This window comes from Streptomyces cynarae (assembly GCF_025642135.1).
Classification (GTDB): Bacteria; Actinomycetota; Actinomycetes; order Streptomycetales; family Streptomycetaceae; genus Streptomyces; species Streptomyces cynarae.
On record NZ_CP106793.1, the window covers coordinates 2429768 to 2447497 of the forward strand.

A 17730-nucleotide genomic window follows, 5' to 3' on the forward strand; every position below is an offset into this window, starting at 1 on the left:
TCACGGTGACGTGAGCCTGTTGGCCGTGTGCACCGCGCGGAGGACGGCGGCCGCCTTGTTGCGGCACTCGTTGTCCTCCGCCACCGGGTCGGAGTCGGCGACGATGCCGGCTCCGGCCTGCACGTACGCCGTGCCGTCGCGCAGCAGGGCCGTACGGATGGCGATGGCGGTGTCGGAGTCGCCCGCGAAGTCGAGGTAGCCGACGCAGCCGCCGTACAGCCCGCGTCGGGACGGCTCGAGCTCGTCGATGATCTGCATCGCGCGCGGCTTCGGCGCACCGGAGAGGGTGCCCGCGGGGAAACAGGCGGTGAGCACGTCGAAGGCCGTGCGCCCGGCCGCGACCCGTCCGGTGACCGTCGAGACGATGTGCATCACGTGGGAGTACCGCTCGATCGACATGAAGTCGACGACCTCCACCGAGCCGGGTTCGCACACCCGGCCGAGGTCGTTGCGGCCCAGGTCGACGAGCATCAGGTGCTCGGCGCGCTCCTTGGGGTCGTCGAGCAGCTCCTCGGCGAGGGCCTGGTCCTCCTGCGGGGTGGCGCCGCGGTGCCGGGTGCCGGCGATGGGGTGGACCATGGCCCGGCCGTCCTCGACCTTCACCAGGGCCTCCGGGGACGACCCGACGACATCGAACGCATCTCCGTCGCCGCAGGGGAACCGGAACAGGTACATGTACGGCGAGGGGTTGGTGGCCCTGAGCACCCGGTAGACGTCCAGCGCGCTCGCGGTGCACGGCGTCTCGAAGCGCTGCGAGGGGACGACCTGGAAGGCCTCGCCCGCGCGGATGCGTTCCTTGATGTCCTCGACCGCTTCCTGGAAGTCCTCGCCGCCCCACCGGGCGGTGTACTCGGGCAGTTCGGAGGGCGGCAGGACGGCCGGGGGCTGGGCGACCGCGCGGGACAGGTCGGCCTCCATGGCGTCGAGGCGGGCCACCGCGTCCGCGTAGGCCTCGTCGACGCCCGTGTCGAGGTCGTTGTGGTTGATCGCGTTGGCGATCAGCAGGACCGAGCCCTCCCAGTGGTCCATGACCGCGAGGTCACTGGTCAGGAGCATGGTCAGCTCGGGCAGCTTCAGGTCGTCGCGCTCGCCGGGGCCGATCTTCTCCAGGCGGCGCACGATGTCGTAGCCCAGGTAGCCGACCATGCCGCCGGTGAAGGGCGGCAGGCCCAGGTCGTGGGCGAGGTCGCGGGGCGTGTGCAGGGCCTCGATGGTGGCTCTCAGGGCGGCCAGCGGGTCGCCGTCCGTGGGGACGCCGACGGGCGGGGTGCCGAGCCAGTGGGCCCGGCCGCCGCGCTCGGTCAGGGTGCCGGCCGAGCGGACGCCGACGAAGGAGTAGCGCGACCAGGACCGGCCGTTCTCCGCGGACTCCAGCAGGAAGGTGCCGGGGCGCTCCGCCGCGAGTTTGCGGTAGAGCCCGACCGGGGTGTCGCCGTCGGCGAGGAGCTTGCGCGTGACCGGGATGACGCGGCGGTCGGTGGCCAGCTTGCGGAACGTCTCGAGGTCCATGGCGGCCGACCTTACTGATCCACGGACGCCGGGGCGGAGGCGGCGTCCTTGAGCAGCACGTCGGCGTCGAAGCAGGTGCGGTCGCCGGTGTGGCAGGCGGCGCCCACCTGGTCGACCTTGACCAGCACGGTGTCGGCGTCGCAGTCGAGCGCGACCGACTTCACGTGCTGCACATGGCCTGAGGTGTCGCCCTTGACCCAGTACTCCTGACGGCTGCGCGACCAGTAGGTGCAGCGGCCGGTCGTGAGGGTGCGGTGCAGTGCCTCGTCGTCCATCCAGCCGAGCATCAGCACCTCACCGGTGTCGTACTGCTGGGCGATGGCGGGGAGCAGCCCGTCGGCGCTGCGCTTGAGGCGCGCGGCGATCTCGGGGTCCAGGCCGCTGGGCCTGCTGGGCGAAGGCGTGCTGGTCATGCGGACCATTGTGCCGCGCCGCACCGACATGCCCGGTCACCGTCCGCTGGGCGGACCGGTCCCCCGGTCGTACGCTGACTGCATGTCGACCCATGCCAAGCGTGAACGACTCCTCCTCGCGGACCTGTTGGAGGCCACGGGCCCCGACGCGCCCACGCTGTGCGAGGGCTGGAAGACCCGTGATCTCGCCGCGCACGTCGTGGTGCGCGAACGCCGTCCGGACGCCGCCGGGGGCACGCTGATCAAGCAGCTCGCGCCGCGCCTTGAGAAGGTGATGGAGGAGTACACGGCGAAGCCGTACGAGGAGCTGATCCAGCTGGTCCGTACCGGCCCGCCGCGCTTCTCGCCCTTCTCCCTGAAGCAGATCGACGAGGCGGCCAACACGGTCGAGTTCTACGTCCACACGGAGGACGTGCGCAGGGCGCAGCCCGACTGGACGCGGCGCGAGCTGGATCCGGTCTTCCAGGACGCCCTGTGGTCCCGCCTGGAGCGCACGGCCCGCCTGACCGGTCGCGGCGCCCCGACGGGCCTGGTCCTGCGCCGCCCGAACGGCCAGACGGCGGTCGCCCACCGGGGCACCCCGGTGGTGACGGTCACCGGCGAGCCCTCGGAACTGCTGATGTTCGCGCTGGGCCGGCAGCGCGTGGCGGACGTGGAGTTGGACGGCGAGAAGGAGGCGATCACTCAGGTGCGGGAGACGAAGCAGCTGGGGATCTGAGCGGGCGGCTCAGCGGGGAAGTTCGGCCCGGCGCAGGGAGCGGGAGCAGAGCGCCAGGATGCCGTTCACCGCGCAGAGGGTGGCGCAGGCCGCGAAGACCGGGCCGGTGCTCCACCGGTCGACAGCCGCGCCGACCAGCGGGAAGGTGAGCGGCGCCACGCCGAAGCCGACGAGGGTGGAGACCGAGGTGACGCGTCCGACGTGGGCGGGGCCCGCCTCGGCCTGCACCAGCGCCCCGCTGAGGGCCCCGCCCAGCCCGGACAGCATCCCGATCAGCAGGGCCACGCCGCCGCGGCGGCGACCGACGGCACCTGGGCGAGTCCGCCGATGGCGGCGGCGCCCCCGATTTCGGCAACGGCGAGGACGATCCCGGCGCGGGGCACACGTCCGCGCGCGGCGAGCACCAGCGAGGCGGCCCCCGCGCCGACGCCGAACCCGGCGAGCACCCAGCCCATGCCGGACGAGCCCCAGCCGCGCTGCTGCGCGAGCAGGGTCAGTCCGAGGTTCATCGGACCGACGAATCCCAGGTCACCGAGGGCCGTGACCAGGACAAGCGCACTCAGGAGGGGGTTCCGGCGGATCCGGTGCAGCCCGTCGCGCAGCTCGGTGAGGACGGCTTCCCGTTCCTTCCGCTCGTCCGGTGGCAGCTCCGCGACGCGGAGCGTCAGCAGCACCGGCAGGGACGCCGCGGTCAGCAGGGCGGCCATCCCGAACGTCCCGGCGGTGCCGCCGAGCGCCACGCCGAGGCCGCCGAGCGGTCCGCCGAGGACCGTGGCGAGCCGGGTGGCGAGGCCCCGCATGCCCTGGACCCGGGCGAGCTGGCTCCGGGCGGCGATCCGGGCCGGCAGGGCGCCTGCGGCAGGAAGGAAGACGGCGTCGACGATCCCGAAGAGAACCGCCACCGCGCCCAGCACCCACAACCCCGGGCCGGTGACCAGCAGCAGCCCGGCCGCGGCGAGCACGAGGGCACAGCGCACCGCGCCGCTGCCGACCACCACACGGCGCGGGCCGTACCGGTCGGCGACCACTCCCCCGCCGAGCATGAGAAGGGCCCGTGGTAGGGCGCTGACCGCCGTCACGAGCCCTGCCTGGGCGGGAGTACCGGTCTGGACGGCCGCGCAGGAGAGGGCGATGTAGTAGACGCTGTCGCCGAGTGCGCACGACGTGTACGCGCCGAGCCACCGCAGCACGTTCGGGTCGCGGTGGGCGGGCCGCTCCACGACGGGGACCGGACGCACGGCGGTGGAGGTCATTCGGCGGTCCTCTCAGGCTCGGAACGGGAAGGCGTTGACGTGCACTGCGACGTTTTCGCGACCCTGGGTGTCTCCCGCCGCTTCGGCGGCCCGGCCGCGCTCCTCGTACCTGCGGACGAGGGCGAGCAGGTCCTTGGACAGTTCGGCCAGTTCGGCGGCGGTCAGCCGCAGCATCGACTCGGCGGATTCGGCGGCGTCGTTCCACCCCGGGCCCCAGTGCGCCCGTTCGTCCAGATAGCGCCGGTACATCTCGGTCCGCTGCTCGAAGAACAGGCGGCTGGCCGCCGTGTGCGCGGCCGCCTTCTCCGGGGCGTCGCGAAAGTCCTCGTCGCGGATGCTCAGGCCGTCGGACGCCGGCTCCCACCAGCGTTCCCGGCTGTCCGTGCTGCGCGGTTCGGCCTCCTCGATCAACCCGTACTCGGCGAGCTTGCGCAGGTGGTAGCTGACCAGCGAGACGGCCTCGTCGACCTGCTCCGCCAGCTGCGAGGCCGTCGCGGCACGCGAGATGAGAAGCCTTCGGTACAGGTTCATCCGCAGCGGGTGGGCCAGCGCCTTGAGCGTCTCAAGGTCGGTGATACGGCGGTCCCTCTCCTTGTTGCTCATGGCCTCACGCTAGACGCGCAAGAAAAGTTGCACAATTGTTTTTGCGCAACTTTTCTTTCGCGTCTGCCCGTCAAAAGGCCCCGGCCACCCAACGGCGACCGGGGCCCAAGCCCAGCGCGGCGTCACCTCACGGGATGGCCCGCCTCCCGCAGCGTCTGCTTCACCTCTCCGATCCGCAGGTCCCCGAAGTGGAACACCGACGCCGCCAGCACCGCGTCCGCGCCCGCCGCGACGGCCGGGGGGAAGTGGGCCAGTGCGCCCGCGCCGCCGGAGGCGATGACCGGGACCGTGACGTGCTTGCGGACGGCCGCGATCATCTCCAGGTCGTAGCCGTCCTTCGTGCCGTCCGCGTCCATCGAGTTCAGCAGGATCTCGCCCGCGCCCAGCTCCGCCGCCCGGTGCGCCCACTCGATCGCGTCGATGCCGGTGCCGCGGCGGCCGCCGTGGGTCGTCACCTCGAACGAGCCGGACGAGCCGTCGCGCGAAGGCGTACGGCGCGCGTCCACCGAGAGCACCAGGACCTGGCGGCCGAAGCGCTCCGCGATCTCCCGGATCAGGTCCGGACGGGCGATGGCGGCCGTGTTGACGCCCACCTTGTCGGCGCCCGCCCGCAGCAGCCTGTCCACGTCCTCGGCCGCACGGACGCCGCCGCCCACCGTCAGCGGGATGAACACCTGCTCGGCGGTGCGGCGCACCACGTCGTACGTCGTCTCCCGGTTGCCCGAGGAGGCGGTGATGTCGAGGAACGTCAGCTCGTCGGCGCCCTCGGCGTCGTACACCTTCGCCATCTCGACGGGGTCGCCCGCGTCGCGCAGGTTCTGGAAGTTGACTCCCTTGACGACCCGGCCGTTGTCCACGTCCAGGCAGGGGATGACTCGGACCGCCAGGGTCATGAATCCACGGCTCCTCTTGCTGCTTCTAGCCTCTGAAGGCTTCCAGTTCCACTTCCACCAGGATGCGCGGGTCGACGAAACCCTCCACCACCAGCAGGGTCGCCACCGGGCGCACCGAGTCGAACAGCTCCTTGTGGGCGCGGCCCACCTCGTCGACGTCCCGCTGATGGGTCAGGAACATCCGGGTCCTGACGACCGACTCCGGGCCGAGACCGAACTCGGCGATCGCCTCCAGCGCGCTGGTGAACGCCACCTTCGCCTGCTCGTACGGGTCGCCCTCCCCGTAGAGCACGCTGCCCTTGAAGGACGTCGTGCCGCCCACCAGGACGCGGTCGCCCGCCGCGATGGCACGCGCGAAACCGAAGGACTCTTCCCAAGGACTTCCGCTCTGCACGCGCCGCACGGCATCGGTCATGACGACACAGCCTCCAAGGCCTCTTCCAGGGTGAACGCCTTCGCGTACAGGGCCTTCCCGACGATCGCGCCCTCAACCCCCACAGGGACCAGGTCGGCGATCGCCCGCAGGTCGTCCAGCGACGACACTCCGCCGGAGGCGACCACCGGGCGGTCCGTCGCCGCGCAGACGTTGCGCAGCAGCTGGAGGTTCGGGCCCTGCAGCGTGCCGTCCTTGGCGATGTCGGTGACGACGTACCGCGCGCAGCCCTCCTTGTTGAGGCGCTCCAGCGTCTCGTAGAGGTCGCCGCCGTCACGGGTCCAGCCGCGGCCGCGCAGCGTGGTGCCGCGGACGTCCAGGCCCACCGCGATCTTGTCGCCGTGCTCGGCGATGACCCTGGCGACCCACTCGGGGGTCTCCAGGGCGGCCGTGCCGAGGTTGACGCGCGTGCAGCCGGTGGCCAGCGCGGCGGCCAGGGTGTCGTCGTCGCGGATGCCTCCGGACAGCTCCACCTTGATGTCCATCGCCTTGGTCACCTCGGCGATCAGCGCGCGGTTGTCGCCGGTGCCGAACGCGGCGTCCAGGTCGACCAGGTGCAGCCACTCGGCGCCCGCCCGCTGCCAGGCGAGGGCGGCCTCCAGCGGGGAGCCGTAGGAGGTCTCCGTGCCGGACTCGCCGTGCACGAGGCGGACCGCCTGGCCGTCGCGGACGTCGACGGCGGGGAGGAGTTCGAGCTTGGCCATGTCTTACAGGGTTCCGATCCAGTTGGTGAGCAGCTGCGCGCCGGCGTCGCCGGACTTCTCGGGGTGGAACTGCGTGGCCCACAGGGAGCCGTTCTCCACGGCCGCCACGAACGGCTTGCCGTGCGTCGACCAGGTCACCTTGGGGGCGCTCATCGCCGGGTTGTGCGTCTCGAGCTGCCAGTCGTGGACGGCGTAGGAGTGCACGAAGTAGAAGCGCGCGTCCGCGTCCAGCCCGGCGAACAGCTCGGAGTCGGCCGGTGCCTCGACCGTGTTCCAGCCCATGTGGGGCACGACGTCCGCCTGGAGCTGCTCGACCCGGCCGGGCCACTCGGCGAGACCCTCGGTCTCGACGCCGTGCTCGATGCCGAGGCCGAACAGGATCTGCATGCCGACGCAGATGCCCATCACTGGGCGCCCTCCGGCCAGTCGGCGGTCGATGATCCAGTCGCCGCGTGCCTCCTTCAGCCCCTGCATGCAGGCGGCGAAGGCGCCGACGCCCGGCACCAGCAGGCCGTCGGCGTTCATGGCGCGGTCGAAGTCGCGGGTGATCTCCACGTCGGCGCCGGCGCGGGCCAGGGCGCGCTCGGCGGAACGGACGTTGCCGAAGCCGTAGTCGAAGACGACGACCTTCTTGGAGGTCTTCGACGTCTTTTGGGGAGTGCTCGGGGTGCTCAATTCCACACCTCCAGACGCATGACGCCCGCGACGAGACACAGCGCCGCGCCGATCGAGAGCAGCACGATCAGGCTCGTGGGCATCTTCTGCTTGACGAAGGAGACGATCCCGCCGACGAGGAACAGGCCGACGACGATCAGTACGGTCGAGGTGCCGTTCATGGCTTACAGCGCGCCCTTCGTGGACGGGAGGATGCCGGCCGCGCGCGGGTCGCGCTCGCTGGCGTAGCGCAGGGCCCGGGCCAGCGCCTTGAACTGGCACTCCACGATGTGGTGGGCGTTGCGCCCGTACGGCACGTGCACGTGCAGCGCTATCTGGGCCTGGGCGACGAAGGACTCCAGGATGTGCCGGGTCATCGTCGTGTCGTACTCGCCGATCATCGGCGCCATGTTCTCGGGCTCGGTGTGCACGAGGTACGGGCGGCCGGACAGGTCGACGGTGACCTGGGCGAGGGACTCGTCGAGCGGGACCGTGCAGTTGCCGAAGCGGTAGATCCCCACCTTGTCGCCGAGCGCCTGCTTGAAGGCGGCGCCGAGCGCGAGGGCGGTGTCCTCGATGGTGTGGTGCGAGTCGATGTGCAGATCGCCGTCGGTTTTCACGGTCAGGTCGAACAGACCGTGCCGGCCGAGCTGGTCGAGCATGTGGTCGTAGAAGCCGACGCCGGTGGCGATGTCGGTCTTGCCGGTGCCGTCGAGGTCGATCTCGACGAGGACCGAGGTCTCCTTGGTGGTGCGCTCCACGCGCCCAACGCGGCTCATGCGCTGTACTCCTTCGGGGGCGTGGGGGTGTCCCCCACAAGACACTGCAGTTCACGTACCGCGTCGAGGAACGCGTCGTTCTCCTCCGGGGTACCGGCGGTGACCCGCAGCCACCCCGGTACGCCGTTGTCCCGGACCAGCACGCCCCGCTCCAGGATCTTCCGCCAGGCCTCGTGCGCGTCGGGGAAGCGCCCGAACTGCACGAAGTTGGCGTCGGACTCGGTGACGTCGTAGCCGATCGCGCGCAGCTCGGCGACCAGCCGGTCCCGCTCCGACTTCAGCTGCTCGACGTACTTCAGCAGCGTGTCGGTGTGCTCCAGGGCGGCCAGGGCGGTCGCCTGGGTGATCGCCGACAGGTGGTACGGCAGCCGGACCAGCTGGACGGCGTCCACGACCGCCGGGTGCGCGGCGAGGTAGCCGAGCCGCAGGCCGGCGGCGCCGAACGCCTTCGACATGGTGCGCGAGACGACGAGATTCGGCCGACCTTCGAGCAGCGGCAGCAGCGAGGAGCCGTGGCTGAACTCGATGTACGCCTCGTCCACGATCACCACGGAGGGCTTGGCCGCCTGCGCGGCCTCGTACAGGGCGAGGACCGTCTCGGGCGGGACCGCGTTGCCGGTGGGGTTGTTGGGTGTGGTGATGAAGACGACGTCCGGCCGGTGCTCGGCGATCGCCTTCTCGGCGGCGGCGAGGTCGATCGTGAAGTCCTCGTTGCGCGGACCCGAGATCCAGCCGGTGCCCGTGCCGCGCGCGATGAGCGCGTGCATCGAGTACGACGGCTCGAAGCCGATCGCGGTGCGGCCGGGCCCGCCGAAGGTCTGCAGCAGCTGCTGGATGACCTCGTTGGAGCCGTTGGCCGCCCACACGTTTCCGAGGGCGACTTCGTACCCGCCGCTCTTCGTCAGGTACTCGGCCAGCTTCGTGCGCAGTTCGATCGCGTCCCGGTCCGGGTAGCGGTTCAGGGCGCGGGCGGCCTCGCGAACGCGCTCGGTGATCCGTTCGACCAGCGGCTCGGGCAGCGGGTACGGGTTCTCGTTGGTGTTCAGCCGTACGGGCACGTCGAGCTGGGGGGCGCCGTAGGGGGTCTTGCCGCGCAGCTCGTCCCGGACGGGAAGATCGTCGATTCCGAAGCTCACTTGCTCTCAGGCACCTTCCAACCGAACCTTGCCTTGATCGCCGCGCCGTGCGCGGGCAGGTCCTCGGCGTCCGCCAGCGTCACCACGTGGTGCGCCACCTCGGCCAGCGCGTCCCGCGTGTAGTCGACGATGTGGATGCCGCGCAGGAAGGACTGGACGGACAGGCCGGAGGAGTGGCAGGCGCAGCCTCCGGTCGGCAGCACATGGTTGGAGCCGGCCGCGTAGTCGCCGAGGGAGACCGGCGCCCAGGGGCCGACGAAGATCGCGCCCGCGTTCCTGACGCGGTCCGCGACCGCGGCGGCGTCGGCGGTCTGGATCTCCAGGTGCTCGGCGCCGTACGCGTCGACGACGCGCAGGCCCTCGTCGATGCCGTCGACCAGCACGACGGCGGACTGCTTGCCGGCCAGCGCCGGGCGGATCCGGTCCTCGATGTGCCTGGTGGCGGCGACCTGCGGCTCGAGCTCCTTCTCCACGGCGTCCGCGAGCTCGACGGAGTCGGTGACGAGGACGGCGGCCGCCAGCGGGTCGTGCTCGGCCTGGCTGATCAGGTCGGAGGCCACGTGCACCGGGTCGGCGGTGGAGTCGGCGAGGATCGCGATCTCGGTGGGGCCGGCCTCGGTGTCGATGCCGATCCTGCCGGTGAAGTAGCGCTTGGCGGCGGCGACCCAGATGTTGCCGGGGCCGGTGACCATGTTCGCGGGCGGGCAGGACTCGGTGCCGTACGCGAACATCGCGACGGCGGTGGCGCCGCCGGCCGCGTACACCTCGTCGACGCCGAGCAGGGCGCAGGCGGCGAGGATCGTCGGGTGCGGCAGGCCGTCGAACTCGGCCTGGGCCGGAGAGGCCAGGGCGATCGATCCGACACCGGCCTCCTGGGCCGGGACCACGTTCATGATCACGGACGACGGGTAGACGGACCGGCCGCCGGGCGCGTACAGACCCACGCGGTCCACCGGCACCCACTTCTCGGTCACCGTGCCGCCGGGCACCACCTGCGTGGTGTGCGTGCTGCGGCGCTGCTCGCGGTGGACGAGACGGGCGCGGCGGATGGACTCCTCCAGGGCCGCACGCACGGCCGGGTCGATCTGCTCCAGCGCGTCCTTCAGGGCCTGGTCCGGGACCCGGACCGACGTCAGGCGCACTCCGTCGAACTTCTCGGCGAAGTCGATCAGCGCCGCGTCGCCACGATGATGCACGGCTTCGCAGATCGGACGCACCTTCTCCAGTGCGGCCGAAACGTCGAAGTCGGCTCGGGGCAGCAGGTCGCGCAGGGCGGGGCCCTCCGGGAGGGCGTCGCCGCGCAGATCGATTCGGGAGATCACAGCCCCAATTCTCGCAGACGGCACCGACGGGCCGGACGGCCGTATCAATGGCTGATACAGAACGTGGACGGGCGGACGGCTCGGTGGCGGGCCGGTCGGGCGCGGGCGGCCGGGGGCGGATCGGTGGGAGACACGGCGTGTCGCAGCCGGGGCGGAGCGCTCGGTGAGGGGTGCCGGGCGCGGTGGCCGGATTCGATGGGTGGGGGCAGTGGGCGGAAGATCCCCTTCACCTTCGGCGTTCGGGCCGTCACACAGCGGGCATGAACGGTCGTACGAAACCCGCGAGTAGCTGGGGAGGAAGGAAGCGCCGTGACCGAGGGTGCCGGCATCCGTGTCGACTACGTGCCGGACGGACTGACCGCCACGGAGGCCGGAATGTGGCAGGCCTTCCGCAACGGCAGCGATTACGACCTGCGCGACGGGGACCCCGCCGTGGACGATCCGCACGGCGAGGGGACCTGGGGGCCCGAGCGCAGCGTGCGGGCCCGGATCGTGGCCTGGCTGCTCCTCGACGGCCCTCCCGCGCTCGCGGGACGGGTCTCGTCCCTGAAGCTGACCGGCATCCTGATCACGGACACCCTGGATCTCGCGGGCGGCACGGTCGTGCCGTACGTCGAGCTGAACGGCTGCCGGTTCGAGAAGGAGGTCCTGCTGCCGGAGGCCCGTTTCACGACCGTACGGTTCGTGGACTGCTCGGTGCCGCGTCTCGAGGCGGCGCGTGTGCACACGGAGGGCGACCTGCATCTGGCGCGCTGCCGGTTCCAGGGCGGGGTACGGCTCACGGACGCGCACATCGGCACCGACCTGATGCTCAACCAGGCCGTCGTCCACCGCGACCGGCGCGGCCGCTCGATCTCCGCGGACGGGCTGACCGTCGGCCAGGATCTGCAGGCCGACATGCTGGAGTCGCACGGGGAGCTGAGCATGCGCGGCGCCAAGGTCGGCGTGTCGCTGAGCCTGCGCGGCGCCCGCCTGACCAACCCGTACACCCGGCTGGCCCTGAACGCCCCGCAGCTGACGGTCGAGCGCACCCTGTACCTGACTCCGGCGGGCGTCGGCAATCCGCTGCAGAGCAGTGGCATCACGCCCGCGCGCGGCACCCGGGTGCAGCGCTTCGAGTGCCGGGGCGGGATCCGGCTGGACGACGGGCGGTTCGGGGACGCAGTCGACCTGGACCGGGCCCACTTCGTCCTCGACGACGACCAGGAGCTGTCGCTGCGCCGCGTCCAGACGCCCGAGCTGCGCTTCCTGGGCGACCGGCCCGGGCGGGGCAAGGTGATCCTTTCGGGCGCCCGGATCGTGAACCTGGTGGACCGGTGGACCAGCTGGCCCGGCCTCGGTGATCTCCACATGGGCGGTTTCGCCTACGAGAACCTCGTGCCGCAGGACGCCTTCCCGCTCGCCCGGCGTCTGGAGTGGGTGGCGGCGGCGACCGCCGAGTACAACCCGGAGCCGTACGAACGGCTCGCGGCCGTGCTGCGAAACTCCGGCGAGGACGAGGACGCGCGTGAGGTTCTGCTCGCCAAGCAGCGGCGCCGCCGCGAGACACTCCCGCTCGCGGCCAAGCTGTGGGGATACGTACAGGACTGGACGGTCGCCTACGGGTACCGGCCCGGCCGCGCCGCGGTGTGGATGGCGGTGCTGTGGGCGGCGGCGTCGATCGCGTTCTCACACGCGAGCCATCCGCCGGTCAACAAGGACGGGCATCCGGCGTGGAACCCCTCCCTGTTCGCCCTGGACCTGCTGCTGCCGGTCATCGATCTCGGCCAGGCGGGCCAGTGGCGGCTGAACGGGGCCTGGCAGTGGCTGTCGACGGCGGTGATCCTGCTCGGCTGGATACTGGCCACGACGGTCGCCGCGGGGGCGACGAGGCTCTTGCGGCGCAGTTGACCCCGTGTGACGCAAGGGGCCTGCGCATAGAGGCGCATCAGCAACCAAACGGTTACTTTTTACCCATTCTTGAATATCGCCCGTACAACCAAACGCGGGTTACGCGTTTGTGCTGGCGCGTCCCCGACCTGCGGCTTTTCAATGGTCGACACCATGGCAATGCTCCGCCCCTTCATCCGTGCGCCACGGATGGCTCGCATCTCCTCGCGCCTCGCCGACGGGTTGCCCGCCGACGCCGAGGTCCTTCTCGACGCGCCCGACGACCGCCTGGCGCCCGCCCTGGTGGCGGCGGGCCGCGGCGAGTACGGTCCGGCGGCCGAACTGCTCGCGGCCACGCGTCGGGCCGCCGAGTGGGAGGACCGCGACCGGTACGTGACACGGCTCGGCGCCTTCGCCCGCTCGCGTGACGAATGGCTCACGGACTGGCACGAGGCCGCCCCGCACGATCCGGACGCCACTTTGGTCAGCGCCCAACTCGCGGTGGCCCGCTGCTGGGAGTCGCCGGCCCGCGTCGAACTCCTGCGCAGGATCGGCCCCTTGGTGACCGCGGCGACCGAGGGCGATCCCCGGGACCCGGTGCCGTGGCGGGTGGCGCTCGACCATGCCCGCGGCGCGCACGCCCGCCACACCGAGTACGAGCGGCTGTGGGCCGAGGCCGTACGCCGCTCCCCGCACCACTACGGCTGCCATGTCGCCGCCCTGCAGTACCTGTCCGCCGCGTGCAGCGCCCAGTGGGGAAGGACTCCGCACAGGCCCGGGGACTCGCACTGGGAGTGCTTCGACTTCGCCGAGACCGCCGCGCAGGACGCCCCGCCGGGCTCCCTGGTACAGGCGCTGCCCGTGCGCGCCGCGTTCAAGTACCTGACGGAGGGCGACGGAGTGGTCGTGACCCGGGGACGACTGGACGCGGCGGCCGACCGGGCGATCGCGCTGTCGTCGCGGTTCGCGGCCGCCGATCCGTGGCCCGCGGAGATCCGCAATCTCCTCGTCTTCGTCCTGGTCCGGCTGGAGCGCTGGCAGGACGCGCTCACGCAGCTGAGCATGACCGGCCCGTACGCCACGTCGTTCCCCTGGGACCGGATCTGCGACGATCCGCTGGGCCGGTTTCTGGAGGTGCGGGAGGCGGTGCGACGGGCGGTGGCGTCGCCGGTTCCGCCACACATGCCCGAGCGGCTTCTGCCGCTCATCCCTCCCCCCGGCAGGCAACTGATCGGGCACCTGAACGACCACACCGGCCACAGGCCCCGCTGCGACCATTAGGCTTTCGGGTCGTGACCACCGTCCGGCTCCCGCTCTTCCCGCTGAACTCGGTGCTGTTCCCGGGGCTCGTGCTCCCGCTGAACATCTTCGAGGAGCGCTATCGCGCCCTGATGCGCGACCTGTTGAAGATCCCCGAGGACGAACCGCGCCGGTTCGCCGTCGTCGCCATCCGCGACGGCCACGAGGTGGCGCCGAGCGCGCCGGGCATGCCGGATCCCACGGCGCTGCCCGAGCGCGGGCCCGCGGCCGGCTTCGGGTCCGAACCGTCCAAGGCGTTCCACGCGGTGGGCTGTATCGCGGACGCGGCGACGATCCGGGAGCGGGCCGACGGCTCGTTCGAGGTCCTGGCGACGGGCACGACCCGCGTCCGTGTGCTCTCGGTCGACACCTCCGGCCCGTATCTGACGGCCGAGCTGGAGGAGCTGCCGGAGGAACAGGGCGACGAGGCGGGCGCGCTGGCCGAGGGGGTGCTGCGGGCGTTCCGGCAGTACCAGAAGCGGCTGGCGGGCGCGCGGGAGAGGTCCCTGTCGGCGGGTACCGACCTCCCGGACGAACCGGCAGTGGTGTCGTACCTGGTGGCGGCCGCGGTGATGCTGGACACGCCGACGAAGCAGCGGCTGCTCCAGGCGCCCGACACCGCCTCCCGCCTGCGCGACGAGCTGAAACTGCTTCGCTCGGAGACGGCGATCATCCGTAACCTGCCGTCGTTGCCGGCGACGGAGCTGACGCGGACGCCGACGAGTCTGAACTGACGCACAAACGCTTTTGGTAACGGGACGCGAAACGGGAACGGCCGGATGGCGAAGAAGTCGAAGAAGCAGCAGCAGCAGCCCGGAGGGACACCGGCGACGGTGGCCCTGACGGCGGCCGGAGTGGAGTTCACGGTCCACGCCTACGACCACGACCCGTCCCACCCGTCCTACGGCGAGGAGGCGGCCGAGGCGATGGGGGTCTCCCCCGACCGGGTGTTCAAGACGCTGGTGGCCGACGTGGACGGGACGCTCGTGGTCGGGGTGGTCCCGGTGGCGGGTTCGCTGGACCTGAAGGCGCTGGCCACGGCGGTGGGCGGCAAGCGGGCGGCGATGGCGGACCCGGTGCTCGCGGAGCGTACGACGGGCTACGTGCGCGGCGGCATCTCGCCTCTCGGCCAGCGCAGGAAGCTCCGCACGGTGCTGGACGAGTCGGCCTCCTCGCACACCACGATCTGCGTGTCCGCCGGCCGCCGGGGCCTGGAGGTGGAGCTGTCCCCCGAGGACCTGGCCAAGCTCACGGAGGCGACGCTGGCACCGATCGCCCGTGCCTGACCACTCGACGGACGGCCCGTCCTCGGCTAGTACGGAAACATGTCGAAGAGGACGCGCAAGCGCAAATGGCGCATGAAGAAGGGCCACGCCAACCACGGCCACCGGCCGGCGTGACCACCACCCGTCACAACAGCGCCGGACGAGCCTCTTGAGCCCGTCCGGCGCAGGAGCGCTTTGAGCGCCGGGCTACGCCTGCGGCGCAGCCGCCCCGTACGGATCGGGATCCCGTGGAGCGAACAGAGCCGTCAGCCCCAGGTGCACCACCAGCGCAGCCACCGACCACGCCAGCAGCGCGCCCTTGGCCCCCAGCTTCAGTGGCGCGGAGAACGTCACTCCCTTGCCCACGGCCCTGGCGTGCGCGATGACGTTGTGCTGGGGCCCCAGCCAGACCCCCAACCGCCAGGCGAGCAGCGATCCGAGCAGTCCGCCCACACAGAGCGCCACCACCAGCGGCACCCCGCCCCGCTTGCGCACCAGGAAGACGACCAGCGCGCTGAGCACACCGAAGCCGGCCGCGAGCAGCGTGAACGTCCCGTCCACCCCGATCGCCTGCTCGCCCTCGGTGTCCTTCAGATAGACGACCCAGTTGTTGTCGACCCGGTCCCCCACCAGCGGCACATGCGGCGCCAACCACCACCACAGCACCCCGAGCAGCGCCCCGGCGAGCGCGACGCCCACCGTGATCAGGGCCGCCTCGCGCACCTCGGTCTTCATACCGGGTCCGTCCGTCCCGTAGACGGCCGTGGCACCGTGCGGTGCCGGCCCGATCCCCACAGGCTCGGACACGGCGTGCCACGCCTCGTGCGAAGAGTGCGGGGACTGTTCGTGCGGCGGCGGAGGCGGAGTCAACGGAGCGGTCACCTTCACATCCTGCCAGGCGTGTCTGTCAGCCGCGTCACCGGACGGCCGCCCGGCGGTACGCCCAGGTCGCCAGGGCCAGCGAGGCCACCCCGACGGCGGCGCACACGCCCAGGTCGCCGAGGACGAACGCCCAGTCCGGATGCCCGCCGAAGGTCCGCGCAAACGCCTCCACCCCGTACGTGGACGGCAGCAGGTCACGCGCGACCTGAATGGCCTCCGGCATCCGGTGCGCCGGCAGCACGCCCAGCAACAGCGCCGCCGACATGCCCAACTGCCCGAGCAGCGTGGCCAGTTCGGGCCGCGGCGCAAGCAGTCCCAGTGCGGCGCCGAGCCCGGACAGCGCGGCGCCGGCCAGCGGGATCACCGCCGCGAGAACCCACAGGTGGGCGAGCGGCAGCCCGAACAGCACGCACCCGAAGACTGCGGTCACCAGGGTCCCGGGCACGGTGAAGGAGGCATACGCCGCCGCGGCGCCGAGAACCACCGCCGCGGCCGGCACCGGCAGCGTGGCGTAGTGGTCGAGCCCGCCGCTGCCGCGCAGCTGGCCGAAGTACTGGGCGAGCAGGTTCAGACCGACGTACGCGACCACGAGCACGGACGATCCGGCGACCACGGACCACGCGTCGCTCCCGCCGCCGCTCACCACCCCGCGCATCATGATCATGATGCCGATCGACTGGAAGGTCGCCACGAACAGCAGCGGGATCCGCGCGACCCGCGCCCTGGACAGCTGGGCCCGGTACACGGCGGCCATGGACGGCCACAGCCGCGCCCGCGGCCCGAGGGCGGCGCCGTCCACGGCACCGTCGTCCGTCGCCCGGGCGCCGGGCAGAACCCCGGCGGGTACGACACTCACCTCGCGCTGCTCCTCTTCGTTTTCCCCAAGGTCCCCGTAGAGCTCCTTCCGGAGCCCCATACGGACACGACGGCCCCCGCGCTCATGCCTTCACCAGCCCCTGACCGCTGCCGCCGAGCGTCAGATAGACGTCCTCCAGGCTGGGCGTGGCCAGTGTGAAGTCGTCGAGGGCGGCGAAGGCGGCGCCCCCGGTGACGGTGGCGACGGCCGCGCGCGCCTCCTCGGGGGCCATCCGCAGCGACCAGCGGCGCCCGGACTCCACGGCGCGGGTGCGCAGCGCGGCGACCTCGGGCACCTCCAGGGGCGCCCGCTCGCGCCACACGAGTTCGACGCGGACCTCCCCGGCGACGCGCTCCTTGAGCCCGGCGGGGGTGTCGCAGGCGATGATCCTGCCCCGGTCGAGGACCGCGACCCGGTCGAGGACGGTCTCCGCCTCGATGACGTTGTGGGTGACCAGCAGGACGGTCGTCCCGAGCTCGGCCCGCCGCCGGTCCACGGCGGCCCACACCGCGCGGCGGGCGACCGGGTCCATGCCGGTGGTCGGCTCGTCGAGCACCAGCAGCGGTCGCTCCCCCATCAGTGCGGCGGCGAAGCAGGCGAGTCGGCGCTGGCCGCCGGAGAGCTTCTTCAGCGGCCTGGAGGCGATCGGTGCGAGCCCGAGTTCGTCGAGGACGGCGTCCCGCTCCTCGCGGGCGTGCCGCAGGTCGAGCCCGCGCAGCCGTCCGGTGGTCTCGGCGGCGAGCGAGACGGTCAGCTCGTCGAGGGCGGTGGACTCCTGGCCGAGGTAGGCGAGGATACGGGCGGCCCGCTCGGGGTGGCGCACGATGTCGTGCCCGAGGATCTCCACGCTGCCGCTGTCGGGCCGCATCAGTCCGGTCAACTGGCGTAGGAGGGTGGACTTACCGGCGCCGTTCGGTCCGAGCAGTCCGAAGATCTCGCCGCGCCGGATGTCCAGCCGTACGTCGTCGGTGGCCCGCACCTCGGGGGCCCCGGGCGTGCCGCGTCGCCCCCGTACCGCCGGATAGGTTTTGGTCAGCCCGCGCACGGCGCACACGACGTCGTCACTGTGCCGTGGTGCCGTTGCGCTGCGCTTGCTCACAAAGGACGAGGGTAAGGGGTATCGCCCGCCGAGCGGTTCCCGG

19 protein-coding genes and 1 pseudogene are annotated in these 17730 nt (G+C 71.9%); 5 read left to right on the forward strand and 15 right to left on the reverse strand.

Annotation, left to right across the window (positions count from 1 at the left end):
• A complete protein-coding gene (locus N8I84_RS11420; RefSeq protein ID WP_263229418.1) occupies positions 1-1509 on the reverse strand; it encodes an anthranilate synthase component I in 1509 nt (502 codons plus the stop codon).
• Positions 1510-1520: 11 nt separating this feature from the next.
• Positions 1521-1922 carry a phosphoribosyl-AMP cyclohydrolase gene (gene hisI, locus N8I84_RS11425; RefSeq protein WP_263229419.1) on the reverse strand — a complete coding sequence of 134 codons (402 nt, stop codon included), beginning with the start codon at positions 1920-1922 and terminating at the stop codon, positions 1521-1523.
• A gap of 82 nt (positions 1923-2004) precedes the next feature.
• Here hisI and N8I84_RS11430 point away from each other — a divergent pair, with 82 nt between their 5' ends.
• Positions 2005-2640 (forward strand): TIGR03085 family metal-binding protein, encoded by a 636-nt coding sequence (locus N8I84_RS11430; RefSeq protein WP_263229420.1) that lies wholly within the window; start codon positions 2005-2007, stop codon positions 2638-2640.
• Between the two features lie 9 nt (positions 2641-2649).
• Here the strand turns inward: N8I84_RS11430 and N8I84_RS11435 are convergent.
• The 10 genes and pseudogenes from N8I84_RS11435 to hisD form a co-directional block, all read right to left on the reverse strand.
• Positions 2650-3893: pseudogene (locus N8I84_RS11435) on the reverse strand (MFS transporter).
• A 12-nt stretch (positions 3894-3905) separates the two neighbouring features.
• A complete protein-coding gene (locus tag N8I84_RS11440; protein ID WP_263229421.1) occupies positions 3906-4496 on the reverse strand; it encodes an ArsR/SmtB family transcription factor in 591 nt (196 codons plus the stop codon).
• 122 nt (positions 4497-4618) lie between these two features.
• Positions 4619-5389, reverse strand: a complete 771-nt coding sequence (hisF, locus tag N8I84_RS11445; protein ID WP_263229422.1) for an imidazole glycerol phosphate synthase subunit HisF — start codon at positions 5387-5389, stop codon at positions 4619-4621.
• A 25-nt stretch (positions 5390-5414) separates the two neighbouring features.
• Positions 5415-5804, reverse strand: coding sequence for a RidA family protein (locus N8I84_RS11450; protein WP_263229423.1), 390 nt, complete (start codon positions 5802-5804; stop codon positions 5415-5417).
• Positions 5801-6526: a bifunctional 1-(5-phosphoribosyl)-5-((5-phosphoribosylamino)methylideneamino)imidazole-4-carboxamide isomerase/phosphoribosylanthranilate isomerase PriA gene (gene priA, locus N8I84_RS11455; protein ID WP_103839900.1), complete on the reverse strand. Its 726-nt coding sequence runs from the start codon at positions 6524-6526 to the stop codon at positions 5801-5803. Before priA ends, N8I84_RS11450 begins: the two co-directional genes overlap by 4 nt.
• 3 nt (positions 6527-6529) lie before the next feature.
• Positions 6530-7201, reverse strand: coding sequence for an imidazole glycerol phosphate synthase subunit HisH (hisH, locus tag N8I84_RS11460; RefSeq protein ID WP_263229424.1), 672 nt, complete (start codon positions 7199-7201; stop codon positions 6530-6532).
• Positions 7198-7362: a hypothetical protein gene (locus tag N8I84_RS11465; protein ID WP_263229425.1), complete on the reverse strand. Its 165-nt coding sequence runs from the start codon at positions 7360-7362 to the stop codon at positions 7198-7200. Before N8I84_RS11465 ends, hisH begins: the two co-directional genes overlap by 4 nt.
• A 3-nt stretch (positions 7363-7365) precedes the next feature.
• Positions 7366-7959 carry an imidazoleglycerol-phosphate dehydratase HisB gene (hisB, locus tag N8I84_RS11470; RefSeq protein ID WP_100825690.1) on the reverse strand — a complete coding sequence of 198 codons (594 nt, stop codon included), beginning with the start codon at positions 7957-7959 and terminating at the stop codon, positions 7366-7368.
• The gene (locus N8I84_RS11475) at positions 7956-9095 is read right to left on the reverse strand and encodes a histidinol-phosphate transaminase (protein WP_263229426.1); all 1140 of its coding nucleotides are present in this window, start codon (positions 9093-9095) and stop codon (positions 7956-7958) included. The genes hisB and N8I84_RS11475 overlap by 4 nt, the downstream gene beginning before the upstream one ends.
• A complete protein-coding gene (hisD, locus tag N8I84_RS11480; protein ID WP_263229427.1) occupies positions 9092-10417 on the reverse strand; it encodes a histidinol dehydrogenase in 1326 nt (441 codons plus the stop codon). The genes N8I84_RS11475 and hisD overlap by 4 nt, the downstream gene beginning before the upstream one ends.
• A 309-nt stretch (positions 10418-10726) precedes the next feature.
• On the opposite strand from hisD, the gene N8I84_RS11485 reads away from it, so the two are divergent.
• The 4 genes from N8I84_RS11485 to ybaK all read left to right on the forward strand — a co-directional run bounded on the left by N8I84_RS11485 (position 10727) and on the right by ybaK (position 14871).
• On the forward strand, positions 10727-12307 hold the full coding sequence (locus tag N8I84_RS11485) for a pentapeptide repeat-containing protein (protein ID WP_263229428.1): 1581 nt from the start codon (positions 10727-10729) through the stop codon (positions 12305-12307).
• A 153-nt stretch (positions 12308-12460) separates the two neighbouring features.
• Positions 12461-13567 (forward strand): hypothetical protein, encoded by a 1107-nt coding sequence (locus N8I84_RS11490; RefSeq protein WP_263229429.1) that lies wholly within the window; start codon positions 12461-12463, stop codon positions 13565-13567.
• A gap of 11 nt (positions 13568-13578) precedes the next feature.
• Positions 13579-14319, forward strand: coding sequence for an LON peptidase substrate-binding domain-containing protein (locus tag N8I84_RS11495; protein WP_263229430.1), 741 nt, complete (start codon positions 13579-13581; stop codon positions 14317-14319).
• A 45-nt stretch (positions 14320-14364) separates the two neighbouring features.
• A complete protein-coding gene (gene ybaK / locus N8I84_RS11500) occupies positions 14365-14871 on the forward strand; it encodes a Cys-tRNA(Pro) deacylase (protein ID WP_263229431.1) in 507 nt (168 codons plus the stop codon).
• A 186-nt stretch (positions 14872-15057) separates the two neighbouring features.
• Here ybaK and N8I84_RS11505 read toward each other — a convergent pair whose 3' ends face one another.
• The 3 genes from N8I84_RS11505 to N8I84_RS11515 form a co-directional block, all read right to left on the reverse strand.
• A complete protein-coding gene (locus N8I84_RS11505; RefSeq protein WP_263229432.1) occupies positions 15058-15732 on the reverse strand; it encodes an AAA family ATPase in 675 nt (224 codons plus the stop codon).
• Between the two features lie 34 nt (positions 15733-15766).
• Positions 15767-16588 carry an ABC transporter permease gene (locus N8I84_RS11510; RefSeq protein WP_103839892.1) on the reverse strand — a complete coding sequence of 274 codons (822 nt, stop codon included), beginning with the start codon at positions 16586-16588 and terminating at the stop codon, positions 15767-15769.
• Positions 16589-16670: 82 nt separating this feature from the next.
• Positions 16671-17642, reverse strand: a complete 972-nt coding sequence (locus N8I84_RS11515) for an ABC transporter ATP-binding protein (RefSeq protein ID WP_263234736.1) — start codon at positions 17640-17642, stop codon at positions 16671-16673.
• Between the last annotated feature and the right edge of the window lie 88 nt (positions 17643-17730).